Raw genomic sequence first — 20043 nt, 5'->3', positions numbered from 1 at the left:
ATCAAGGCCTGGCCTGCCGCCCGGACCGCGTCCAGGGCATCGCTCTTGGCACCGGTCCGGCGGGCTGGTCGCTTGGGCCGGCCGACCTCCACCACCTGCTCGCCCCGGGCCTGCAGGAGAACCCGGTGAGCCCGGCGCCGTCGCTGCCGGCACCCTCCACCGCCCAGCAGCGACGTCCAGGCACCTGCGCCCTGGCGAAGGCCAGCAGCTGCTGGTAGCCGGCCGCGTCGGCGCTGACCGAGGTTTGCGCGAGCACGCCACCAACCGGGTCGGCAGATGGGGCAGCGGCGCCGCTCCCCGGCTCGCTCGGCGGCCTCCTGGTACCAGAGTCCGCCGCTCGCCCTCCGGGGTCTCCCAGGAGCGGGCCCGGAGCTGGCCGAGGACGATCACCCGGTTGCCCTTGGCCAGGGAGTCGCCGACGGCCAGGCCGCGCCAGGCGGTGATCAAGCTGGGGTGGAGACCAAGCTGGAGGCGGTCGCCCTCGTCCTGGAGCACGGCTGGTCGCCGGCTGGCGAGGACCCGGACGAGCGGGCCGTCGAGCGGCTGGAGCGAACCCTCTTGCCCGCGCTGGCGAGCTCTCCCCCCGACCAGCGCGAGGTCCTGCTGCCGCGGATGGCCGGCGGGCTGACCGCCCCCGAGGTGGCCGCGATCGTCGGCAAGACCACCGGCGCCGTCAAGGCCCTGCAGCACCGAGGCCTGACCAGCCTGGCCCGGCTGCTGGTCAGCAGGGGCGAGGATCCCAGCTAGGGAGACTGCGGGTCACCGCGGTGGGCTTGGGAGGCTTGGGGGGCGACGGCTTGGGGACCGCGACCCGGCCCGCCAGGCCCTTGAAGTCCGAACCCAGGACCAGGACGACCGAGCCGGGGCCGAGGCCCGCCTGCGGGGCCCGGGCGGCTCCGGACCCGCCGGCGACCTTCACCGCCCGGGCGGCGACCCGGGCGGCGGCGTCGGAGCCGGGCGCGTGGAACAGGGTCGTCCTGGCCGACGGGGTGGCGTTGCCGCCGTTGCCGGCCTTGAAGCCGAGGCGGTCGAGGGAGGCGGTGGCGCGGGCGGCCAGGCCCTGGCGGGGGGTGCCGTTCTTGACCGTCACCGTGACCTTGGAGGGGGCGGGCAGCTGGGGCGGCGGGGCGGGGACGGTGGTGGCCGGGGCGCGCGGAGTGGGGCCCTTGGGGGGACGCAGGAACTTGGCCACGGCGGCTTTGGCGGCGGGCTCGCTGGGGAGGAGGACCTGCTCCCAGCCCTGCCGGAGGCCCTGCTCGAAGCCGGGCTGGCCGGCGCGGTGGACGACCCCGTCGCGCTGCACGCCCCGGTCGACGGGGAGGGTGGCGGCGTTCAGCCGGGCGGGGTCGAAGGAGCGGAACTGGCGGGCCAGGGTGACCGACCGGCGGATGCTGAGGTTGTCATCCTTGGTGAGGCTGCGGACCACGGACCCGACCAGGGCGTTGGCCCGGACCGGGTTGGCCAGGTTGCGGCCGGCCGCCTTGGCGGCCATGGCCCGGAGCATCGTCTGCTGGCGGCGGATGCGGCCCAGGTCGGTCCCCGGGTCGGCGTGCCAGCGGCCGGCCGTGTCCTGGTACTGGAAGTAGCGGCTGCGGGCCAGGGCCAGCGCCTGGTTCCCGGTCAGCCGGTGGCAGCCCGGCTTGGGCACGTTCAGTCCCGACTCGTTGCGGCCGTTGTTGTCGTCGCGCACCGGACGGGGGAAGTACATCGCGACCCCGCCGAGGGCGTCGACGACCTCGCGGAACCCGTCGAAGTTGACCAGCAGGTAGTGGTGGATGGGGATGCCGAAGCGCTGCTGGATGGTCTGGACGAGCTGGCCGGGCCCGTGGTTGAAGGCCGAGTTGATCTTGGCCGACCCGCCGGTGCCGGCCACGGGTACGTACAGGTCGCGCGGGATCGACAGCACGGCGGCGTGGCCGGCGGCGGGGACCAGGTGGACCAGGATGATGACGTCGCTGCGCTGCCCGCCGGCCTCCCCGAACCCGCCGTCGCGCAGCCCCTGGCGGGTGTCGGAGCCGACGACCAGCAGGTTCACCGAGCCGTCGGAGGGGGCCTTGCCCAGGCCGGGCACGTGCACCGAGCTGATCTGGCCGAACCGGAAGGCGGTGTAGCCCCAGCCGCCGGCCAGCAGGACAAGCCCCAGGACCAGCAAGGCGGCCAGGGCGGCGGCGATCCGGCGGCGCCGGTACACCCGGGCCGAGACCTTCCTTGCCACCGACACCCCCGCCATCGCGCGCAGCCGGACGCTTCTCCCGAAACTGTCCGGTCGCGGAGTTTACGGGGGAACCGGAGGAAATCGTGGGACGTTCGCCGGATTGCCTATTCCGCGTGGGGCGCGCCGGCCGGGGCGTCGGCCGCCGGGCCCTCACCGGCACGGCGACGCCGCTCGATCGCCACCGCGACCATGGGGAACACCAGCACCGACAGCGCCCCCGCCCCGACCAGGGCGGCCGCGTTCTCGCGGAGCATGGTGCCGTTGCGCAGCCCGATCTCGGCCAGGGCGACCAGCAGGGGCAGGGCTGTGGCGGTCAGGAACATCAGCTCGACCCGCTGGACGGCCGGCAGGTCCCGGCGGTACAGGAACAGGGCCGGCACCCCCCGCACCACCAGCAGCAGCACGAAGAAGGCGAGCAGGCGCAGCGGCGCCTCGGCGATGGAGCGGATGTCGAGGCCCATGCCGGAGGCCACAAAGAACAGCGGGATGAAGAAGCCGTAGCCGATGGCGTCGAGCTTGGCCTCCAGGGCATGGGCGTCGCCGGGGGTCCAGCGGCGCAGCACGATCCCGGCCAGGAACGCGCCCAGGACCACGTCGAGGCCGAACTCCTCGGCCACGACCAGCAGGAGCAGCAACAGCACGACGGTCCAGCGGATGGTCGTCTGGGCGGTGGAGCCCTCGCCCTCCTGGATGATCCGTTCCAGCCGCCTGCCCCGGATCAGCCGGGGGGCCTGGCTCAGGATCACGGCCAGGACGCCCACCGCGAGCAGCGACACCAGGGCCACGAACTTGTTGCTGGCCCCGAGGAACAGGGCGACGGCGAAGATCGGGAACAGCTCCCCCACCGCCCCGGCGGCAATCAGGTAGCGGCCGAAGCGGCCACCGAGCATGTCGTTGTCGCGCAGGATGGGCAGCAGCGTCCCCAGGGCGGTGGTGGTCAGCCCGAGCGCGACCGGGACGAAGGCGCGAACCAGCCCGGCCGCTTCCAGGAGGCCCACCGTGGCGGCGGCCAACGCCACCGTCACCAGCCAGGCCACCATGGCCAGGCGCCCCGGGCGCACCCGGAACAGCGCGAGATCGAGCTCGTAGCCGGCCAGCAGGAACAGGAAGCCGAGCCCGACGTTGGCCAGCAGGTCGATGGCGGGCCGGTCGGCCCAGCCGAGCACCTGCGGGCCGACCAGCACCCCGCCGGCCAGCAGCACCACCACCTGGGGAATGCGGGGCCCGGGCAGCCAGGCCACCAGCACGGGGGCGATCGCGGCCACCACGGCCGCCACCAGCAGCGTCTCCAGGCCCGTGGCAAGATCCATGCGCGACCTCCGGCCTCGACCTCGTCGTCGAGCATGGCATGGCGGATACTGGTCCCGCAGCCGGACGGCGGTATTGGGGGATACGGCGGATGGCGCAAGCTCGAGCGGCCACCGGCCGCGCCCTGCGCAAGGTGGTGCCGCGCTCCAGCCACGCGGCCTGGGACCCGCGCGGGCGGCCGTCGCCGCTGGCGGTGCTGGAGGAGACCAACCGCCGGCGCCTGCCCGACCTGGTCCCGATCCGCGACGCCCGCATGCGGGCGTCGCCGTTCGCGTTCTACCGGGGCGCCCCCGCGGTGATGGCCCGCGACCTGGCCACCACCCCCGTCACCGGCATCACCGTGCAGGCCTGCGGGGACGCCCACCTGCTCAACTTCGGGCTGTTCGCCACCCCGGAGCGGAACCTGTCGTTCGGCCTCAACGACTTCGACGAGACGCTCCCCGGCCCCTGGGAGTGGGACGTCAAGCGGCTGGCGACCAGCTTCGTGGTCGCCGCCCGGACGGTCGGGTTCGACGCCAGACTCGGCCGGGAGGCGGCCCTGGCCACGGTCCGCACCTACCGCGAGCAGATGGCCCGCTACGCCGGCATGCGGCTGCTGGACGTCTGGTACTCGCGGGTCGACGCGGCCGCGATCGTGGCCATGGCCAAGGGGCGGCGCCGGCAGCTGGTGGCCGCCCGCCTGGCCAAGGCCGAGCACCACACCAGCCTGAACGCGATGCCCCGGCTGACCGAGCCGCAGGGTGAGGGCCGGCGGTTCGTGGAGGACCCGCCGCTGCTCACCCACGTCGCCGAGTGCGACGAGCGGTGGGTCACCGAGGTGCTGGTCCGCTACCGCTCCAGCCTGTCGGACGAGCGGCGCGGGCTGCTCGAACGCTTCCGGCCGGTGGACGCCGCCCGCAAGGTGGTCGGGGTCGGCAGCGTCGGCACCCGCTGCTATGTGGTGCTGCTGCTCGGAGAGCGCCACGACGACCCGCTGCTGCTCCAGGTCAAGCAGGCCACCGCCTCGGTGCTGGAGCCGTACGCCGGGCGCAGCCGCTACCGCCATCCCGGCCACCGGGTCGTCAACGGCCAGCGGCTGCTCCAGACGGCCAGCGACATCTTCCTCGGCTGGACCGGCGACGACGTGGCCGACTACTACATCCGCCAGCTCTGGGACATGAAGGGCGGGATCCACCTGGAGACGCTGGATCCGGCCGACCTGGTCCCCTACGGCCGCCTCTGCGGCTGGGTGCTGGCCAGGGCCCACGCCCGCAGCGGCGACCCGGCCGCGATCGCCGGCTACCTGGGCTCCGGCGACGCCTTCGACCAGGCGGTGGCGTCCTTCGCCGAGGCCTACGCCGACCAGACCGAGGCCGACCACGCGGCATTCTCGGCCGCCCGGGATTCGTCCTCCGGGGACGGGGGTAGGGGTGGCGGCACGAACCAACGGAAAGGAGCCGAAGGATGATCCTCTCGATCCTGGTCACGTTGGCGTTCGTGGCCACCCTGGCGTTCATGCTCGTCCGCGCCTTCACCGGCCCGGTCCGGCACCGCCGCAGCCGCCCGGTGCACTGACGGGACCACCCAGGGCAGGCGGTGAAGCTGCTGGGGCGGCGCCTGCGGTCTCGCTCTCGGTGACCTGCGGGATGCTCAGCCCGCTGCCCGGTCCCCGCTGAGCGACCGCGCGACCCGCACCACCTCGTGGTGGAGGGTCTCCACGTAGGCCTCGTGCTCGGGCTTCATCAGGACGCTGCGCAGGACCCGGGCCTCGGGGACGTCGGCGGCCAGGGACGGGTCGCGGGCGCGGAGGCGGCCGGCGGCCAGGCGCAGGGTGCTGAGGTAGACCGGGGAAGGGTCGTCCATGGCCGCGTGCAGAAGGGCGGCCGAGGCGGCGTCGACGGCCGCGCAGGAGGGTGACCCCGGGTCGGGCCAGAAGGCGAGGATGTCGAGCTCGGGCCGCTGGTACAGGTGAAGCTCGTCGCTGGCCTCCAGCAGGTCGGCCCAGCCCCTGGCGGCGCGGAGGCCGCCGGCCACGACCGGGCCGAGGCCGTCGGCGGCCCGCAGGGGCAGGGCCCGCAGGGTCAGCCAGAGAGCGCCGGCGGCCGCCCCGGCCCGGGAGCACTCCAGGCTGATCTCGCCCAGGTGCAGCTCGTCGGAGGTGAAGTAGGTGTAGGGCGAGTCGTGGCGGTACAGCCGGCCCACCGTCGGGTCGCGGAACAGCACCGCCCCGCAGCCGTACGGCTGCAGGCCGTGCTTGTGGGGGTCGACCACCACCGAGTCGCACCCCCCCACCGCCCGCAGCCGCGCCGCCGTCTCCGGCCCCAGCAGCTTGGCACCGTCGGTGTCCCAGGCCAGCAGGGCGAAGAACCCGCCGTAGGCGGCGTCGACGTGGAGCCGGCAGCCGTAGCGGTCGCGCAGGGCGAGCGCCTCGGCGATCGGGTCGACCGCCCCCAGTCCGGTGGTGCCGGCGGTCAGCACCACCGTCCCCACCTCCCCGGTGGCCAGCAGCTCCTCGAGAGCGTCCAGGTCCATGCGCCCGGCCGCGTCGGCCGTCACCGGCACGCTCTCCACCCCCAGGACCTCGCACATGCGGGCGTGGGTGTAGTGGGCCTCCTGGCTGTGGGCGACCTTGCCGCCGGGGGCGAGCTGGCGGGCCACCCACAGCGCCTCCAGGTTGGCGATGGTGCCGCTGGAGGTGAGGTGCCCGAGGCCGCCGGACGGGAGGCCGAACATGGCCGCCAGGTCGGCGACAACCTCCTTCTCCATCGCCCCGGTGGCCGGGCCGCCGTCCAGGGCGTGGTTGTTGGGGTTGACGGTCATCGCGGCCAGGTAGCCGGCGATCGCCACCGGGTGCGGCGGCTTGAGCATCTGGCCGGCGTAGCGGGGGTGGAAGAACGGGTAGTTGTCCTGCAGCCGCCCGGTGTACTCGGCCCAGGCGGCGGCCAGCCGCTCGCCGTCCACCTCCGACGCCGCGGCCGCGGGCACCGGCTCCCAGCGGGACCGGAAGCCGGCGTCGAAGGCGCGGGCCGCGTCCAGGTAGGCGCCCAGGTCCATGTCACCCCTCCGTGGCCGGATCGAGACCCGGCCACGTTCGGTCCGTGACCGACCGGCCCCAGGATGCTACCCGGCGCGACCAGCACACACGCGGCCGGGCCGGCGGCACCAGGCGCACGAGGGGGCGCCTGGTGCCGCCTTTTCTCCGGCCGGTGCTAGCGAGCCGTCGCGCGGTGGCGTCCGCGGTAGGCCGTCACGGCGACCAGCGCGGTCCCGGCGAGGATCAGGCCGGCGGCCAGCCCGGTCAGGGCCGGCGCCCGGGCGGGCCCGGTGAACGGCAGCGGGCACTCGCCGGGGATGGTCATCTCCGAGAAGGCGAACGGCTTGTCGCCGGCCTCGGCCACCGACATGCGCACCGTCCGGACCCCGACCAGGTCGACCTTGGCCTTGAGGGCCAGGGCGCCATCGGCACCGGTGGTGACGGTCGCCTTGTGCAGCGTGGCGTCGTTGGCGCCGTTCTGGATGCGCACGTCGAGCTTGGCGCTCTTGGGCATCTCCCACCCGGTGGCCTGCACGGTCCCGCAGGCCACCAGCGAGAGGTCGAGGTGGAGGTGGTCCGGCTGGGCGGCGGCAGGGCCGGCGCCGAGCAGCCCCAGGAGCAGCACGGCGCCCACGACCGGTGGAACCCTGGGCCAACGCATCTGCCTTCCCTTCCGATGAGTCCGCTAGGACTGGCTCTTCAGCTGGTGCAGGACGACCTCGTCGATGTCGATGTAGCCGCCCGGCGGAAGGTCGCGGGCCATGATCTCCAGGACCAGCCGCGACCCGGGCCGGCTGGCGACGTGGATGGCCCCGAACTTGCGCCAGCCGGCCTGCTCGACCGTCCAGCCGAGGGTGTTCGAGCCCGGGACCGGCTGGCCGTTCTGGAACTCGCGCAGGCCGATCGTGACCGTGGCGCCCGGCGAGGACGGCTTCACCCAGGCGTTGGTGTGGTAGCGGCCCTGGGTCTTGGTCAGGGTGACGTCGGGGACGGTGATGCCGACCGGCCCATCGGCCGAGGGGCCGGCCAGGATCCGCAGCGACCACTCGCCCAGGTGGGCGTCGGTCGAGCGGGTCAGGCGCGCGCCGCCGAGCGGGCGCCACCCCTCCGAGCCCTCCTCGAAGCTGTCGTTGGCCAGCAGGTTCTTGGGGCCGTCGTCGGCTGCCTTGCCGTCCGTGGTGGCGGTGGCGGCCGCCGACGTGGTGGTGGTGGTGGTGGCGGCGGCGGCGGCCGACCCGGACGGGGCCGCCGAGGGGTCGGCCCTCGGGGCCCGCTCGGGCCCGCCCGACCTGCCGACCCAGGCCATCGCGGTGAGGACGAGCAGCACGGCCAGGCCCACGCCGGTCCAGAGCTGCCAGCGTCGGCGGAGGGGGGGTTGGTCTGCGAGATGGCGGGGGGTGCCGGTGCTCATGACCGGGACAGTTTGGTGGTTGCGGCCACAACCGACAACTCGGCAGACTTGACTAGCTTCGCAGCCTGGAGCGGCTCTAAGAGCAGCATCGATCGCCTTTACAATGGCCGGCATGGACACCGTGCCCCCCGACCGGGACCTGGCCGCCCACCACCTGGCCCAGGTCAACCTGGCCACCCTCCGCTTCCCGCTGGACGGCCCCGAGCTGGCCGGGTTCGTGGCCCAGCTCGAGCCCGTCAACGCGCTCGCCGACGGGACGCCCGGGTTCGTCTGGCGGCTCCAGACCGGGGACGGCGACGCGACCTCGATCCGGCCCTTCGACGACGACCGCGTCATGGTCAACCTGTCGGTGTGGGAGTCGCTGGAGGCGCTGCGCGGCTTCGTCTACGCCAGCCGCCACCTGGAGGTGATGCGGCACCGGCGCGCGTGGTTCCACAAGATGGCCGACCCCTACCTGGCCCTGTGGTGGCTGCCGGCCGGCACCATCCCGACCGTCGCCGAGGCCAAGGAGCGCCTGGAGCTGCTGGCCGGCCGGGGGCCGACGGCCGGCGCCTTCACCTTCCGGGCCCCGTTCCTGGAGCCGGCGCGCGCCGTCGGTTAGCGCGCGGCCAGGATCCGCTCCAGCAGCAGGGCCACCCCGTCGTCGGTGTTGGCCGCGGTGACCTCGTCTGCCGCGTCCAGGACCTCCGGGGTGGCGTTGGCCACCGCCACCCCGGTGCCCGCCCACGCCAGCATGGCCAGGTCGTTGTCCATGTCGCCGACGGCGACGACCTCGGAGGCGGCGACGCCGAGGCGGCGGCAGAGCCGCTCCAGGGCCGACGCCTTGGTCACGCCGGCGGCCGAGATCTCGACCAGCCGCAGGCCGGCCCAGGTGGCCACCGCGTCCTCCCCGATGGCCCGGCGGGCCCGCTCGGCGACCTCCTCGAAGGGCAGGGTCGGGTGGCGGACCAGCAGCTTGGTCACCGGACCGGTGATCAGCTCAAGGGCGTCGGCCTCCAGCGCGTCGGCCGGGGCGGGCCGCGTACCGTCGCTCCAGCCGGCCTCGCGGCCGAACTCGCGCTCCAGCTCGACCGCGAACAGCGCGCCCGGGATGGCCTCGCGCAGGTTGTGGACGAGCCGGGCGGCCAGGTCGGCGGCCATCGGCGAGTAGTCGAGCATCGTCCCGCGGTCCAGGTCCCAGATCACGGCGCCGTTGGCGCAGATGGCGATGCCCCCGACCCCGACCCGCTCGGCCAGCCACCCGATGTTCCGGGGCGGCCGCCCGCTGACCAGCACCACCGTGATCCCGGCGTCCCTGGCCGCGGCCACGGCCCGCCGGGTCCGCTCCGACACCGTCTCGTCGGGCCGCAGCAGGGTCCCGTCGAGGTCGCTGGCCACCAGCCGGACACCGTCCATGCCCTCACGGTAGCGGGTCGGTCCGGCGCCCGGACGCGACCGGCCGGCTAGCCCGCGGCCGACCGCGCCCAGGCCTCGATGGCCGGGCGCAGCGCCCGGAACGCCCGGCCACGGTGGGAGGCGGCGTCCTTGGTCGCCTGGTCGACCTCGGCGCTGGTCAGCTCCCAGCCGTCGGGCAGGAACACCGGGTCGTAGCCGAACCCGCCTTCCCCCCTGGGGGTGTCCAGAACCCGCCCCTCCCAGGCCGCCTCGGCGTGCCACTCCCTTCCCTCCGCCCCGGGATCGACCAGGACGGCGGCGCAGCGGAACCGGGCCGTGCGCCGCTCGGGGGGGACCCCGGCCAGGGCGGCCAGGAGCTTGTCCAGGTTGGCCTGGTCGCCGGCGCCCGGGCCGGCGTAGCGGGCCGAGCGGACCCCGGGGGCGCCGCCGAGGGCGTCCACCTCCAGGCCGGAGTCGTCCGCGACCGCGGCCAGCCCCGACCAGGCGGCATAGGCCCGCGCCTTGAGCAGGGCGTTCTCCAGGAACGTGTCGCCGGTCTCGTCGACCTCGGGTGGCTCGCCCGGGCCGACGTCACCGAGCCCGACCAGCTCCATCGGCAGCCCCTCCAGGATCGTCCGCAGCTCGCGCAGCTTGCCCTGGTTGGCGCTGGCCAGCAGGAGACGCGGTTTCACCGGGGCACCCCCCTGGGGTTCCCCGGGCCCCTCCGCCGGCTCACCCGGCGCGGCCGTCGGCGAGGTCGAGGGAGGACGGGCCGAGGGCGAGGCGGCGCAGGGGCGGGATGGCCGCCTGCTCCAGCATCGGCCCCAGGGCCTGCTTCTGGGCCTTGACCAGGGCGGCGATGCCGGTGCCGGCCAGGTCGAGCATGGCGTCCAGCTCGGCCCGGCTGAACGGCTCCCGCTCGGCCGTGCCCTGGACCTCGACCAGGCCGCCGAGCCCGGTCATGACCACGTTCATGTCGGTCTCGGCGCGCACGTCCTCCTCGTAGTGGAGGTCGAGGCAGGGGGTCCCGTCGATCATCCCGACGCTGACCGCGGCCACATGGTCGCGGAGCGGGAACGACTTGATCCGCTTGTCCTGCATCAGCCGGTGGCTGGCCGCGAACAGGGCCACCCAGGCGCCGGTGATGGAGGCACAGCGGGTGCCGCCGTCGGCCTGGAGGACGTCGCAGTCGACCCACAGGGTCGACTCGCCGAAGGCCTCGGTGTCGGTGACCGCCCGCAGGGACCGGCCGATCAGGCGCTGGATCTCGTGGGTGCGGCCGCCGGGGCGGCCCTTGGACACCTCGCGGGACGACCGCTCCCCGGTCGCCCCCGGCAGCATGGCGTACTCGGAGGTCACCCAGCCCTTGCCGCTGCCCCGCAGGAACGGCGGCACCCGGTCCTCGTAGCTGACCGCGCACACCACCTTGGTCCGGCCCAGCTCGACCAGCGCGGAGGCGAAGGCCGTCTCCTGCCAGCCGAGGGTGATCTTGACCGGCCGCAGCTGGTCCGGGGTCCGCCCGTCTTTCCTGCCCATCAGATGTGGTGTACCTCCAGTTCGGTGGCGACGCCCACCGGGCCGCCGTAGGCCTCGGCGGCGCTGGCCGTGGCCGCCCCGACGTCGCTGCCGGGGCGCAGGTGGGTGAGGAGCAGCCGCCTCGCCTTGGCCTTGGCCGCCCACTCGCCGGCCAGCTGCGGGGTCAGGTGGATCGGGGGCGCGCCCTCCGGCCACTCCGGCCAGGCGGCCTCGCAGACGAACAGGTCGGCCTGGTCGGCGAGGCGCCCGAGGGCGTCGCACGACCCCGAGTCGGCCGAGTAGGCGAGGGTGTGGCCGCCGGCCGTGACCCGCACCGCGTAGGTCTCGACCGAGTGGACGGTGGCCACCGCCTCCAGCCGCATCGGCCCCAGGTCGACCTGCTCGCCGTCGTGCAGGTCGTGGACCTCGAAGGTGCCGTCGATGGGCTCGCTCTCGCCGGTGGACAGGAACGGCCGCACGTGGCTGACCCAGTCGGTGGGGCCGAACACCGGCACGGGCACCGGCGGCGGCTGGAAGTCGCCGTAGCGCAGGGCGTAGTTGGCCGCCAGCAGGTCACCGACGTGGTCGACGTGCAGGTGGCTGACCCAGATGGCGTCCAGAGTGGGCAGGTCGCACACCCGGAGCAGGTTGGACAGGGTGCCGGGGCCGGTGTCGACCCAGACCCGGGTGGCCTGGTCGCCCTCCCGCGCCTCCAGCAGGTACCCGGAGCAGGCGCGGCCGGCGGCCGGGTAGGTCCCGGAGCTGCCGAGCACGGTGAGCCGGATCACGAGGCCTCGGCCTCGACCGGCACGGCGGCGCTGCGCCGCTCCACGACGCCGACCTCCGGGCCGAGGAAGCGGGCGCCGACGCGGCGGAACTCGTCGGGGTCGCCGGAGGCGAGGAACCGGTGGGCCGGCCGGGCCCCGTAGGGGGCGTGGAGGTCGGCCCGGGTCAGCTCGGCGAAGACGCTCCGGGCGGTCCACTCGGCCGAGTTGACCAGGAACACGTCCGGGCCCACCAGGTAGCCGATGACCCCGGTGAGCAGCGGGTAGTGGGTGCAGCCGAGGATCAGGGTGTCGACCTCGGCGGCCACCAGCGGGGCCAGGTAGCCGCGGGCCAGCTCCAGGATCTCCGGGCCGGTGGTCTCGCCCCGCTCCACGAACTCGACGAACCGGGGGCAGGCCTGGGCGACCAGGGTGACGTTCTCGTGGGTCTCCTCGATGGCCTCGCGGTAGCGGCCGGAGCCGATCGTCCCCTCGGTGCCGATCAGGCCGACGTTGCGGTTGCGGGTGAGGCGCACCGCGGCCCGCACGGCCGGCTCGATCACCTCGACCACGGGCAGCGGGTAGGCGGCCTTGAGCTCGTCGAAGGCGGCCGCCGAGGCGCTGTTGCAGGCGACCACGGCCAGCTTCACGTCCTCGGCCACCAGCAGGTCCATGATCTCCTCGGCGAACCGCCGCACCTGGGCCTGCGAGCGGGGCCCGTAGGGGAACCGGGCGGTGTCGCCGAAGTAGATCACCGACTCGTGGGGCAGCAGGTCGATGACGGCCCGGGCGACGGTGAGCCCGCCGACGCCGGAGTCGAAGATGCCGATGGGTCGCGCGTCCATGACCGAGGACGATACCGCAGCCGCGGAACCCGGCCGCTGGGCTATGCCCAGAGCTGGCCGCGGAGGCCGGCCTCGGCGGCCACCGGGTCGGCCCCGTAGGCGCCGGTGGACAGGTACTTCCAGCCGCCGTCGGGGGCGAGGACGACGATGTCGGCCTGCTCGGCCCGCTCGGCGACCCGGAGGGCGACGTGCAGGATGGCCCCGGTGGAGATGCCGGCGAACACGCCCTCGGCGGCGGCCAGCCCGCGGGTCCGGGCCAGGGCGTCCTTGGAGCCGACCTTGATGCGGCGGTCGAGCACGTCCTCGTCGAAGATCGGGGGCACGAACCCCTCGTCCAGGTTGCGCAGCCCGTAGACCAGGTCGCCGTACTCGGGCTCGGCCGCCACCACCTGGACGGCGGGGTTCTGCTCCTTGAGGTAGCGGCCCACCCCGACCAGGGTGCCGCTGGTGCCGAGGCCGGCCACGAAGTGGGTCACCTCGGGCAGGTCGCGCCAGATCTCGGGGCCGGTGGTCTCGTAGTGGGCGGTGACGTTGGCCGGGTTGCCGTACTGGTACAGCATCACCCAGTCGGGGTGGTCGCCGGCCAGCTCCGCGGCCCGGGCGATGGCCCCGTTGGAGCCGCCGGCGGCCGGCGACAGGACCACCTCGGCCCCGTACAGCTCCAGCAGCTGGCGGCGCTCGGCCGAGGTGTTCTCGGGCATGACCACGACCAGCCGGTAGCCCCGGACCCGGGCCACCAGGGCCAGGGAGATGCCGGTGTTGCCGCTGGACGGCTCGACCAGGGTCGCCCCCGGGGCCAGCCGGCCCGATTTCTCGGCGTCGTCGACCATGGCCCTGGCGATCCGGTCCTTGACGCTGCCGGTGGGGTTGTGGCCCTCCAGCTTGGCCCAGAGGCGCACGTCGGCCCGGGGCGAGAGCCTGGGCAGCCCGACCAGCGGCGTGTTGCCGATGGCGTCGGCCAGGTCCTCGTACCGCATCTTGCTCAGCTCCCGGACCCCCCCGCGACCGCGGGGAGAATGGCCACGACGTCGCCGTCGGAGAGCTTGGCGTCGAGGGCGCCGAGGAAGCGGACGTCCTCGTCGTTGACGTAGACGTTGACGAAGCGGTGCAGGGAGCCGTCCTCGGTCAGCAGCTGCCCGGCGATCCCCGGGTAGCGCCGGTCGAGGTCGCCGAGCAGGTCGCGGATGGTGTCGCCGTCGGCGGCGACGGCCTTCTCGCCGCCGGTGTGCTTGCGCAGGATCGTCGGGATACGGACTTCAACGGCCATCAAGGCCTCCTGGAACTGGTTCGCGTGGAGCTTGGAGCGGGGGCGCCCGGTGGTCAGGCGCCGGGGGTCGGCCGGCGTCGACATCGCCCGTAGCGGGCGGCCGGGCCCTGCCGGTGCCAGACCGGGCAGGCCAGCCCCTCGGCGGGCGGCCTCATCCGGCCACCCCGGCGGTGCGCATCTCCAGCTCCCGCTCGGTGACCTGGCCGTCGCGGATCGAGAAGGCCCGCAGCACGGGCGTGTCCTGGTCGGCCAGGGAGAGGATAAGGTAGGCGGCGTCGGGATAGGCGGCCAGCTCGACGTCGGTGCGCGACGGGTAGGCCTCGGTGGCCACATGCGAGTGGAAGATCCCGACCAGGTCCAGGCCGAGGTCGTCCATCTCGGTCATGGCCCGCAGCTGGGCCTTGGGCTCGGCCACGTAGAAGGTCGGGCTGGCCTCGGCGTTGGGAAGAGCATAGACACGCTCGACCGACCCGTCCCGACCGGCCAGCAGCGCGCAGGCCTCGTTCGGGTACTCGGCCCTGGCGTGGGCCACCAGCGCCTCGTACTGGTCGTCGTCGATCCGCAGCATGCCGTCCCTCCTGCTCACGAGCGTAGCATCGGGACCGCCCCCCGACCACGACGCCCCGGGGCTCCAGTACCGGTGGGTTGAGGGTGCGGCGCGCCCCGGCGGCGCTCAGGCCGCCCCGGCGATCAGCTGGCCGAGCTGGGTCGCGGTGGCGAAGTCGTTGCTGACCCGGTTCTTGGTCACCGCCCAGGCGACCCCGGTGGCGGTGTCGCCGCAGGCGAAGCTGCCGCCGACGCCGCCGTAGCCGAACACGGTCGACGCGTCCTGCGGGTCGTTCCCCACGCCCCCGATGGCGTACCCGAGCCCCCAGGTGCTCGGGTTCCCGAACACCTCGTCGGTGCCGCTGGAGGAGACGGCGGTCGCCTCGGCCAGCCGCTCGGGGGTGAGCAGCCGCACGCCGTCGACCTCGCCGAGCAGGGCGGCGTACATGCGGGCGATGGCCCGGGCGGAGGTCTTGCCGCCGGCGGGGATGTCGGCGGCCAGGGTGTCGGGCCGGTTGCCGAACTCGGCGTTGGGGAACAGCGACATCGGCGCCGACCGGAACATCGGCAGGTCGGGCGGCATCGAGGCCATCATCTGGGCGGCCATCTCGGCCGCGCCCGGCTCGTCCTCCAGGGGGGCCAGCCGGTGGTGCTCGGATTCCGGCATGCCGAACCAGAGCTCGTCGGCCACGCCCAGCGGGCCGGAGACCTCCTCCCGCAGGACCTGGGAGATGGGCTTGCCGGTGGCCCGGCGGACGACCTCGCCGAGGATGTAGCCGAAGGTGTAGGCGTGGTAGCCGACCTTGGTCCCGGGCTCCCACCACAGCTCGGCGTCGGCGACGGCGGCGCAGATCTTGTCCCAGTCGCACAGGTCCTCGACGGTCGTGTCCAGCGGGATGCCCGGCACCCCGGCGCTGTGGTCGAGGACCTGGCGGACGGTCACGCCGCCCTTGCCGTGGGCGGCGAACTCCGGCCACAGGTCGGCGACCGGGGTGTCGTAGCCGAACAGCCCGCGCTCGGCGAGCACGTGGACCACGGTCGCGGTGGCCCCCTTGACGACCGAGAAGTTGTAGAACACCGTGCCGGCGTCGACCGGGTGGCCGCTGGCCGGGTCGGCGACCCCGGCGACGGCGTCGACCACCTGCTCGCCGCCACGGTAGACGGCGACCTGGACGCCGCGCTCGGCCCCGGAGGAGACCAGCTTGTCGATCGCCTGCTGGACCTGCTCCTGGACCTCGCTCACGGGCGTCTCCTCTCGTCTGGGGGCAGCCGCCGCACCCGGATGCGCCCGGCCGGGCCGGCGAGCACGCGGCCGACCAGGGCCGGCTCCACGCCGCGGCCGCGCAGGTCGGCGACCAGCCCGCCGAGGATATCGGGGGCCACCGACAGCAGCAGGCCGCCCGAGGTCTGGGCGTCGTGGAGCAGGGTGGCGACCACCGGGGGCAGGCCCGGCTCCGGGTCGACGTGGTCGCGCAGGTAGGCCTCGTTGTTGCGGGTGCCGCCGGAGACGAACCCGGCCGCGGCCAGCTCGGCCGCGCCGGGCAGGAACGGCACCCGGGCGGCGTCGACCTCGGCGGCCACGCCGCTGGCCCGCAGCATCCGGTGGAGGTGGCCGAGCAGCCCGAAGCCGGTCACGTCGGTGGCGGCCTCGACCCCGGTGGCCACGGCGGCCTCGGCGGCGTCGTTGTTCAGGGTGGTCATGGCGGCGACCGCGGCCGCGACGGCGGCCGGGTCGGGGTCGCCGCGCTTGACCGCGGTCGCGACCACCCCGGTGCCGAGCGGCTTGGTCAGCACCAGCCGGTCCCCCGGCCGGGCCCGGGCGATGGTCAGCAGCCGGCCCGGGTCGGCCATGCCGACCACGGCCAGGCCGTACTTGGGCTCGGGGTCGTCGATCGAGTGGCCGCCAACGACCGGGCAGCCAGCCTGGCCGGCCACCTCGGCACCGCCCCGCAGCACCTCGGCCAGCAGCTCGACCGGCAGGTCGGCCGGCCAGGCGGTCAGGTTGAGGGCGACCAGCGGCCGGCCCCCCATGGCGTAGACGTCCGAGAGGGCGTTGGCGGCGGCGATCCGCCCCCAGTCGCGGGCGTCGTCGACGATCGGGGTGAAGAAGTCGGTCGTGAGGACCAGCGCCCGCTGGTCGTCGAGGCGCAGCACGGCCGCGTCGTCGCCGTCGGCCGCCCCGACCAGCAGGTCGCCGTCGCCGCTCCCGCCCAGCCCCTGGCCGACGCTGGCCATGAGCCGCTCAAGGGTGGCCAGGGGCAGCTTGCAGGCGCAGCCCGCCCCATGGGAGAGAGAGGTCAGACGGGGGGTTTCTGTAGCACGCATCCCCGTAGGATAGGCCCCGCCCATGTTCGCCGCCCTTCTGCGCGACGCCTGGCGCCAGTACCGGCGCCGCCCGCTGGCCGCCGTGATCACGGTGGTCGTCGGCGGGCTGCCCGTGTTCCTGGCGCCCGACGACCCGGCGCTGGCCGTGCCCCTGGCCGTGTTCCTGCTGGGCGCGGGGCTGCTGGTCGAGCTGTTCCTGGTGGCGTGGCTGGCCGGCGCCCTCCAGGAGCCGCCGCCGGCGGCCGCGGCCGCCCTGGCCACCGTGCGCGGCACCATCGGCCCCGGCGTCCGGGCCGGGCTGCTGCGCGCCTTCTACCTGCTGGCGGCGCTGATGGTCGGGCTGCTGCTGTTCGGCTCCCGCGAGGGCACCGGGCCGCTGCCCGAGTCCGAGCAGGTCAAGCTGGCGGTCGGCCTGTGGCCGCTGTTCGGGATCGCGTTCGCCTTCCTGGTCGTGCTCATGCAGCGGGTCGTGCTCGGCGGCGAGCGCCGGGTCCGGCAGGCCGCGACCGTCTCCCACCGGGTGGCGTCATCCCACTTCCCCATCTGCCTGCTCATCGGCCTGCTCCAGGCGAGCGGGCTGGTGCTGGCCAGCCTGGTGGTCGAGTTCTGGGTCCTGGCCGCGCTGTCGATCCTGCTCGCCCTGGCCGATCCCTACCTGATCGGCATGTGCAACGCCCTCTACCTCAGGACCGGGGCCGACCAGGAGCCGGTGGCCGGCGACGGGTCGCTCAGGCCCCCACGCAGGTGAGGCCGCTGCCGAGGGGGTAGTTGGCCACCCCGATGACGGCCAGGGCGATCCCGGCCAGGTAGGGCACGGCCAGCGCGGCCACCTGGAGGCCGCGGTTGCGCGGCCCGGCCGCGTCGTACAGGGCCATGGCGGCCAGGCCGGCCAGGAACCCGCCGATGTGGGCCAGGTTGTCGATGCTGGCGCTGCGGGAGGCGATCAGCAGGTTGAGGAACAGCACCAGCAGGAGGCTCTGGAGCGGCATCGAGCCGCCGACCTTGCGGCGCCGGAAGAAGTAGGCGACCAGGGCGCCGAGCAGGCCGAAGATGGCCCCCGAGGCGCCGACCCCCAGGGTGGTCTGGTTGAAGGCGAAGCTGGCCGCGGCCCCGACCAGGCCGGTGCCGACGTATAGGGCGAGGAAGCGGATCCGGCCGAGCATGGCCTCAAGGGTCGGCCCGAACGCCCACAGGGCCCAGCTGTTGAACGCCCAGTGGAGCAGCCCGCCGTGCAGCACCATCACCGTCAGCAGCCGCCACCACTGCCCGGACTCGGCGATGGCGGCGGCGTTCAGCGCCCCCAGCCGGCACAGGGCCCTGGCCGACGGCTCCAGCAGCCCGAAGCCGCTGCCGGTGAGCAGCGCGGCCGCGAACAGCATGAAGGTGTTGAGGCCGAGCAACGCCCAGGTGACCACCGGCTGCTCGGTGCCGGGGAGGCCGCGGGTCCGGACCGTGACGCGGGCGTCGTCGGGGCAGAGCTGGCCCACCGGGGCCGGGTTGGCGCACTCGCCGCAGATGGGCCGGTCGCAGCGCGAGCAGCGCAGCCCGGTCTGCCGGTCCGGGTGCCGGTAGCAGGTGGTCGGGGTGGTGGCCTTGGTCAGCCACTCCGGCCGGTCGGAAGGCCCCTGGTCGTCGGGCACGCTGCGCTCCTTGGTCGCGAAGCTCCAGCATGCCATCTCCGCTCCGGTTGGGCAGGGACGCCAGGGCTCCGGGGCCGGGTCAGCGGGCCAGGAACCCGGGGATGGCCGGGAGCTTCAGCTCGGGGGCGGTCGGCAGCTCGGCGCCCGCCCGGACGGCGTCGACGCTGGCCACGGTGTGGGCGGCGATCGCGTCCCACGACAGGGGGGCGACGGCGGCCTGGCGCAGGGCACGGCGGCGCTCCCGGTCGCGCTTGAGGGCGCCCTGGATGGCCCGGGCGAACTCGGAGGGGTCCCTGGCGATCCAGACCAGGCGGCGCAGCTCCTCGGCCCCGGCGACCTCGGTGGTGACCACCGGCAGGCCGGCGGCCAGGTAGCCGAACAGCTTCTCGGGCACGACCGCCCGGGTCGCCGGGGCCACCTGGTGGGGGGCGATGGCGACGTCGGCCGCGGCCAGGTAGTCGGGCAGCAGCCGGTAGGGCCGGGGGCCGATCACGTGCACGTTGCGGAGGCCCGAGACCAGCGGCTGGAGGAAGTCGGCGGCCGGGCCCACGAACACGAAGGTCGCCTCCCGCAGCCGGTCGGCGGTGCCCCGGATCAGGCCGACGTTGAGGTAGGCGCGGTTCGAGCCGGCGTAGATGATCAGCGGCCGGGGCAGCCCGGCCAGCTCGGCCGCGGGCGTGCCCCCGGCCAGCCCCTGGTCGGCCCCGACCGGGTGGAGCACGGACCGCGGGTTGAGGGCGGTGAACTCCTCGCGTAGCTCACGGGTGCCGGCCCAGACCAGGTCGGCCCCGGACAGCTGGGTCTTGTAGACGTGCTCGAGGGCCTGGCGCTCGTCGGCGTCGACCGGGTAGGGGGCGCGGACGTCGCGGCGGACCTGGGCCACCCGGGTCACGCCGCGGCCGCCGAGGCGGCTGGCCAGGTCGATGGCGAAGGGATGGGCCAGGCCGTGCAGCATCACCAGCGGCTGGGCGAAGGCCTGTTCCCGTTCCAGCATGGCCACGGTCGCGTCCAGGGCGGCCTCGCGCCGGTCGGGCTCGCTGGTCGGGGCGAACAGGTACACCCCGTCGTCGGTGACCCCCTTGAGCCGGCGCAGCTGGCCCTCCATGTCCTGCTCCCAGCGGGGGTCGCGGAAGCGGGTGCGCAGCTCGGCCGGGTCGATCGGCGGCTGCACGTGGAACACCCGCCCCACCCGCGGGTGGCGGGCCAGCGCCCTGGCCAGCAGCTCGTCCCCGCGGCCGTACAAGCCCCAGTCGTCGAACGCCCAGGTCTTGAGCACGTTGTAGGTCGGCTGCTGCTGCTCGGGGCGGTCCTCCGCCAACCTGGGTTCCTCCCTTGCTCCGGGGACGGCGATCCTAACCGACCCCGGAGGGAGCGTCGGCGTTACGACCCGCCGGCGTCCAGGTCCAGCGACAGGCTGTTGATGCAGTAGCGCTGGCCGGTCGGGGCGGGGCCGTCGGGGAACACGTGGCCCAGGTGGGAGCCGCAGCGGGCGCAGGTGACCTCGGTGCGGATCATGCCGTGGCTGTGGTCGGGGTGGAGCTCCACCCCGGTGGCGTTGGCCGGCTCGGTGAAGCTCGGCCAGCCGGTGCCGGAGTCGAATTTGGCGTCGGAGCGGAACAGCTCGTTGCCGCAGGCCGCGCAGCGGTAGACGCCCTCCTCCTTGGAGTAGGTGTACTTGCCGGTGAACGGCGGCTCGGTGCCCTTCTCGCGCAGCACCCGGTACTGGTCGGGGCTGAGCCGCTCCCGCCACTCCTGCTCGGTCCTCGTCACCTCTGCCATGTCATCTCCGCCTTCCGCGAGTTGTCCCTCCAGTCTAGAGA

At 74.5% G+C, this 20043-nt stretch carries 23 protein-coding genes; 5 read left to right on the top strand and 18 right to left on the bottom strand.

The features are described 5' to 3' along the window. Positions 1 to 218: hypothetical protein (locus VF468_08115; protein HEX5878271.1), on the top strand; the 218-nt coding region annotated here is incomplete at its 5' end. A 235-nt stretch (positions 219 to 453) separates the two neighbouring features. Continuing rightward, positions 454 to 747 (top strand): sigma factor-like helix-turn-helix DNA-binding protein, encoded by a 294-nt coding sequence (locus VF468_08110; GenBank protein HEX5878270.1) that lies wholly within the window; start codon positions 454 to 456, stop codon positions 745 to 747. On the opposite strand, the gene VF468_08105 is transcribed toward VF468_08110, so the two are convergent. Beyond that, positions 722 to 2215 carry an LCP family protein gene (locus VF468_08105; protein HEX5878269.1) on the bottom strand — a complete coding sequence of 498 codons (1494 nt, stop codon included), beginning with the start codon at positions 2213 to 2215 and terminating at the stop codon, positions 722 to 724. The two genes, VF468_08110 and VF468_08105, sit on opposite strands and share 26 nt — an antisense overlap. A 104-nt stretch (positions 2216 to 2319) precedes the next feature. Further along, positions 2320 to 3525: a cation:proton antiporter gene (locus tag VF468_08100; protein HEX5878268.1), complete on the bottom strand. Its 1206-nt coding sequence runs from the start codon at positions 3523 to 3525 to the stop codon at positions 2320 to 2322. Between the two features lie 89 nt (positions 3526 to 3614). Here VF468_08100 and VF468_08095 point away from each other — a divergent pair, with 89 nt between their 5' ends. Beyond that, entirely contained in the window at positions 3615 to 4970 is a 1356-nt protein-coding gene (locus tag VF468_08095; protein ID HEX5878267.1) for a DUF2252 domain-containing protein, read from the top strand. Positions 4971 to 5152: 182 nt separating this feature from the next. Here the strand turns inward: VF468_08095 and VF468_08090 are convergent, their stop codons facing one another. The 3 genes from VF468_08090 to VF468_08080 form a co-directional block, all read right to left on the bottom strand. After that, positions 5153 to 6556 (bottom strand): aminotransferase class V-fold PLP-dependent enzyme, encoded by a 1404-nt coding sequence (locus tag VF468_08090; GenBank protein ID HEX5878266.1) that lies wholly within the window; start codon positions 6554 to 6556, stop codon positions 5153 to 5155. 155 nt (positions 6557 to 6711) lie between these two features. Further along, positions 6712 to 7197, bottom strand: coding sequence for a hypothetical protein (locus tag VF468_08085; GenBank protein ID HEX5878265.1), 486 nt, complete (start codon positions 7195 to 7197; stop codon positions 6712 to 6714). Between the two features lie 24 nt (positions 7198 to 7221). Then, entirely contained in the window at positions 7222 to 7947 is a 726-nt protein-coding gene (locus VF468_08080) for a hypothetical protein (protein ID HEX5878264.1), read from the bottom strand. Positions 7948 to 8059: 112 nt separating this feature from the next. Here VF468_08080 and VF468_08075 point away from each other — a divergent pair, with 112 nt between their 5' ends. Beyond that, positions 8060 to 8548 (top strand): DUF3291 domain-containing protein, encoded by a 489-nt coding sequence (locus VF468_08075; protein ID HEX5878263.1) that lies wholly within the window; start codon positions 8060 to 8062, stop codon positions 8546 to 8548. On the opposite strand, the gene VF468_08070 is transcribed toward VF468_08075, so the two are convergent. The 10 genes from VF468_08070 to selD form a co-directional block, all read right to left on the bottom strand. Next, entirely contained in the window at positions 8545 to 9342 is a 798-nt protein-coding gene (locus VF468_08070) for a Cof-type HAD-IIB family hydrolase (protein HEX5878262.1), read from the bottom strand. The two genes, VF468_08075 and VF468_08070, sit on opposite strands and share 4 nt — an antisense overlap. A gap of 47 nt (positions 9343 to 9389) precedes the next feature. Next, a complete protein-coding gene (rdgB, locus tag VF468_08065; protein HEX5878261.1) occupies positions 9390 to 10013 on the bottom strand; it encodes an RdgB/HAM1 family non-canonical purine NTP pyrophosphatase in 624 nt (207 codons plus the stop codon). A 40-nt stretch (positions 10014 to 10053) separates the two neighbouring features. Then, a complete protein-coding gene (gene rph, locus VF468_08060; protein ID HEX5878260.1) occupies positions 10054 to 10857 on the bottom strand; it encodes a ribonuclease PH in 804 nt (267 codons plus the stop codon). Further along, positions 10857 to 11624, bottom strand: a complete 768-nt coding sequence (locus VF468_08055) for an MBL fold metallo-hydrolase (GenBank protein ID HEX5878259.1) — start codon at positions 11622 to 11624, stop codon at positions 10857 to 10859. Before VF468_08055 ends, rph begins: the two co-directional genes overlap by 1 nt. Next, positions 11621 to 12445 carry a glutamate racemase gene (gene murI / locus VF468_08050; protein HEX5878258.1) on the bottom strand — a complete coding sequence of 275 codons (825 nt, stop codon included), beginning with the start codon at positions 12443 to 12445 and terminating at the stop codon, positions 11621 to 11623. Before murI ends, VF468_08055 begins: the two co-directional genes overlap by 4 nt. A gap of 41 nt (positions 12446 to 12486) precedes the next feature. Then, complete coding sequence (locus VF468_08045) at positions 12487 to 13422, bottom strand: cysteine synthase (protein ID HEX5878257.1); 936 nt, start codon at positions 13420 to 13422, stop codon at positions 12487 to 12489. 5 nt (positions 13423 to 13427) lie between these two features. Further along, complete coding sequence (locus tag VF468_08040; protein HEX5878256.1) at positions 13428 to 13712, bottom strand: ubiquitin-like small modifier protein 1; 285 nt, start codon at positions 13710 to 13712, stop codon at positions 13428 to 13430. Positions 13713 to 13863: 151 nt separating this feature from the next. Then, positions 13864 to 14280, bottom strand: a complete 417-nt coding sequence (locus VF468_08035; GenBank protein HEX5878255.1) for a M67 family metallopeptidase — start codon at positions 14278 to 14280, stop codon at positions 13864 to 13866. A gap of 105 nt (positions 14281 to 14385) precedes the next feature. Beyond that, entirely contained in the window at positions 14386 to 15501 is a 1116-nt protein-coding gene (locus tag VF468_08030) for a serine hydrolase domain-containing protein (GenBank protein HEX5878254.1), read from the bottom strand. Then, positions 15498 to 16583, bottom strand: a complete 1086-nt coding sequence (gene selD, locus VF468_08025) for a selenide, water dikinase SelD (GenBank protein HEX5878253.1) — start codon at positions 16581 to 16583, stop codon at positions 15498 to 15500. Before selD ends, VF468_08030 begins: the two co-directional genes overlap by 4 nt. Before the next feature lie 22 nt (positions 16584 to 16605). Here selD and VF468_08020 point away from each other — a divergent pair, with 22 nt between their 5' ends. Beyond that, positions 16606 to 17331, top strand: coding sequence for a hypothetical protein (locus tag VF468_08020; GenBank protein HEX5878252.1), 726 nt, complete (start codon positions 16606 to 16608; stop codon positions 17329 to 17331). Here the strand turns inward: VF468_08020 and VF468_08015 are convergent. The 3 genes from VF468_08015 to msrB form a co-directional block, all read right to left on the bottom strand. Continuing rightward, positions 17312 to 18223 carry a rhomboid family intramembrane serine protease gene (locus VF468_08015; protein HEX5878251.1) on the bottom strand — a complete coding sequence of 304 codons (912 nt, stop codon included), beginning with the start codon at positions 18221 to 18223 and terminating at the stop codon, positions 17312 to 17314. The genes VF468_08020 and VF468_08015 overlap by 20 nt on opposite strands. 79 nt (positions 18224 to 18302) lie before the next feature. Then, on the bottom strand, positions 18303 to 19541 hold the full coding sequence (locus tag VF468_08010; GenBank protein ID HEX5878250.1) for a glycosyltransferase: 1239 nt from the start codon (positions 19539 to 19541) through the stop codon (positions 18303 to 18305). A gap of 62 nt (positions 19542 to 19603) precedes the next feature. Beyond that, the gene (gene msrB / locus VF468_08005) at positions 19604 to 20002 is read right to left on the bottom strand and encodes a peptide-methionine (R)-S-oxide reductase MsrB (protein ID HEX5878249.1); all 399 of its coding nucleotides are present in this window, start codon (positions 20000 to 20002) and stop codon (positions 19604 to 19606) included. Positions 20003 to 20043: the final 41 nt, after the last annotated feature.

The sequence above is a fragment of the Actinomycetota bacterium genome, from assembly GCA_036280995.1.
Classification (GTDB): Bacteria; Actinomycetota; CALGFH01; order CALGFH01; family CALGFH01; genus CALGFH01.
The sequence above is the reverse complement of the archived record's forward strand: the minus strand, read 5'-3'. Positions and strand labels throughout refer to the sequence as shown.

Coding starts and splice junctions, on each gene's coding strand:
- VF468_08100 (HEX5878268.1), bottom strand. CDS start 3,525: ATGGATCTTGCCACGGGCCTGGAGACGCTGCTGGTGGCGGCCGTGGTG.
- VF468_08095 (HEX5878267.1), top strand. CDS start 3,615: ATGGCGCAAGCTCGAGCGGCCACCGGCCGCGCCCTGCGCAAGGTGGTG.
- VF468_08090 (HEX5878266.1), bottom strand. CDS start 6,556: ATGGACCTGGGCGCCTACCTGGACGCGGCCCGCGCCTTCGACGCCGGC.
- VF468_08085 (HEX5878265.1), bottom strand. CDS start 7,197: ATGCGTTGGCCCAGGGTTCCACCGGTCGTGGGCGCCGTGCTGCTCCTG.
- VF468_08080 (HEX5878264.1), bottom strand. CDS start 7,947: ATGAGCACCGGCACCCCCCGCCATCTCGCAGACCAACCCCCCCTCCGC.
- VF468_08075 (HEX5878263.1), top strand. CDS start 8,060: ATGGACACCGTGCCCCCCGACCGGGACCTGGCCGCCCACCACCTGGCC.
- VF468_08070 (HEX5878262.1), bottom strand. CDS start 9,342: ATGGACGGTGTCCGGCTGGTGGCCAGCGACCTCGACGGGACCCTGCTG.
- rph (HEX5878260.1), bottom strand. CDS start 10,857: ATGGGCAGGAAAGACGGGCGGACCCCGGACCAGCTGCGGCCGGTCAAG.
- murI (HEX5878258.1), bottom strand. CDS start 12,445: ATGGACGCGCGACCCATCGGCATCTTCGACTCCGGCGTCGGCGGGCTC.
- VF468_08045 (HEX5878257.1), bottom strand. CDS start 13,422: ATGCGGTACGAGGACCTGGCCGACGCCATCGGCAACACGCCGCTGGTC.
- VF468_08040 (HEX5878256.1), bottom strand. CDS start 13,712: ATGGCCGTTGAAGTCCGTATCCCGACGATCCTGCGCAAGCACACCGGC.
- VF468_08035 (HEX5878255.1), bottom strand. CDS start 14,280: ATGCTGCGGATCGACGACGACCAGTACGAGGCGCTGGTGGCCCACGCC.
- selD (HEX5878253.1), bottom strand. CDS start 16,583: ATGCGTGCTACAGAAACCCCCCGTCTGACCTCTCTCTCCCATGGGGCG.
- VF468_08020 (HEX5878252.1), top strand. CDS start 16,606: ATGTTCGCCGCCCTTCTGCGCGACGCCTGGCGCCAGTACCGGCGCCGC.
- msrB (HEX5878249.1), bottom strand. CDS start 20,002: ATGGCAGAGGTGACGAGGACCGAGCAGGAGTGGCGGGAGCGGCTCAGC.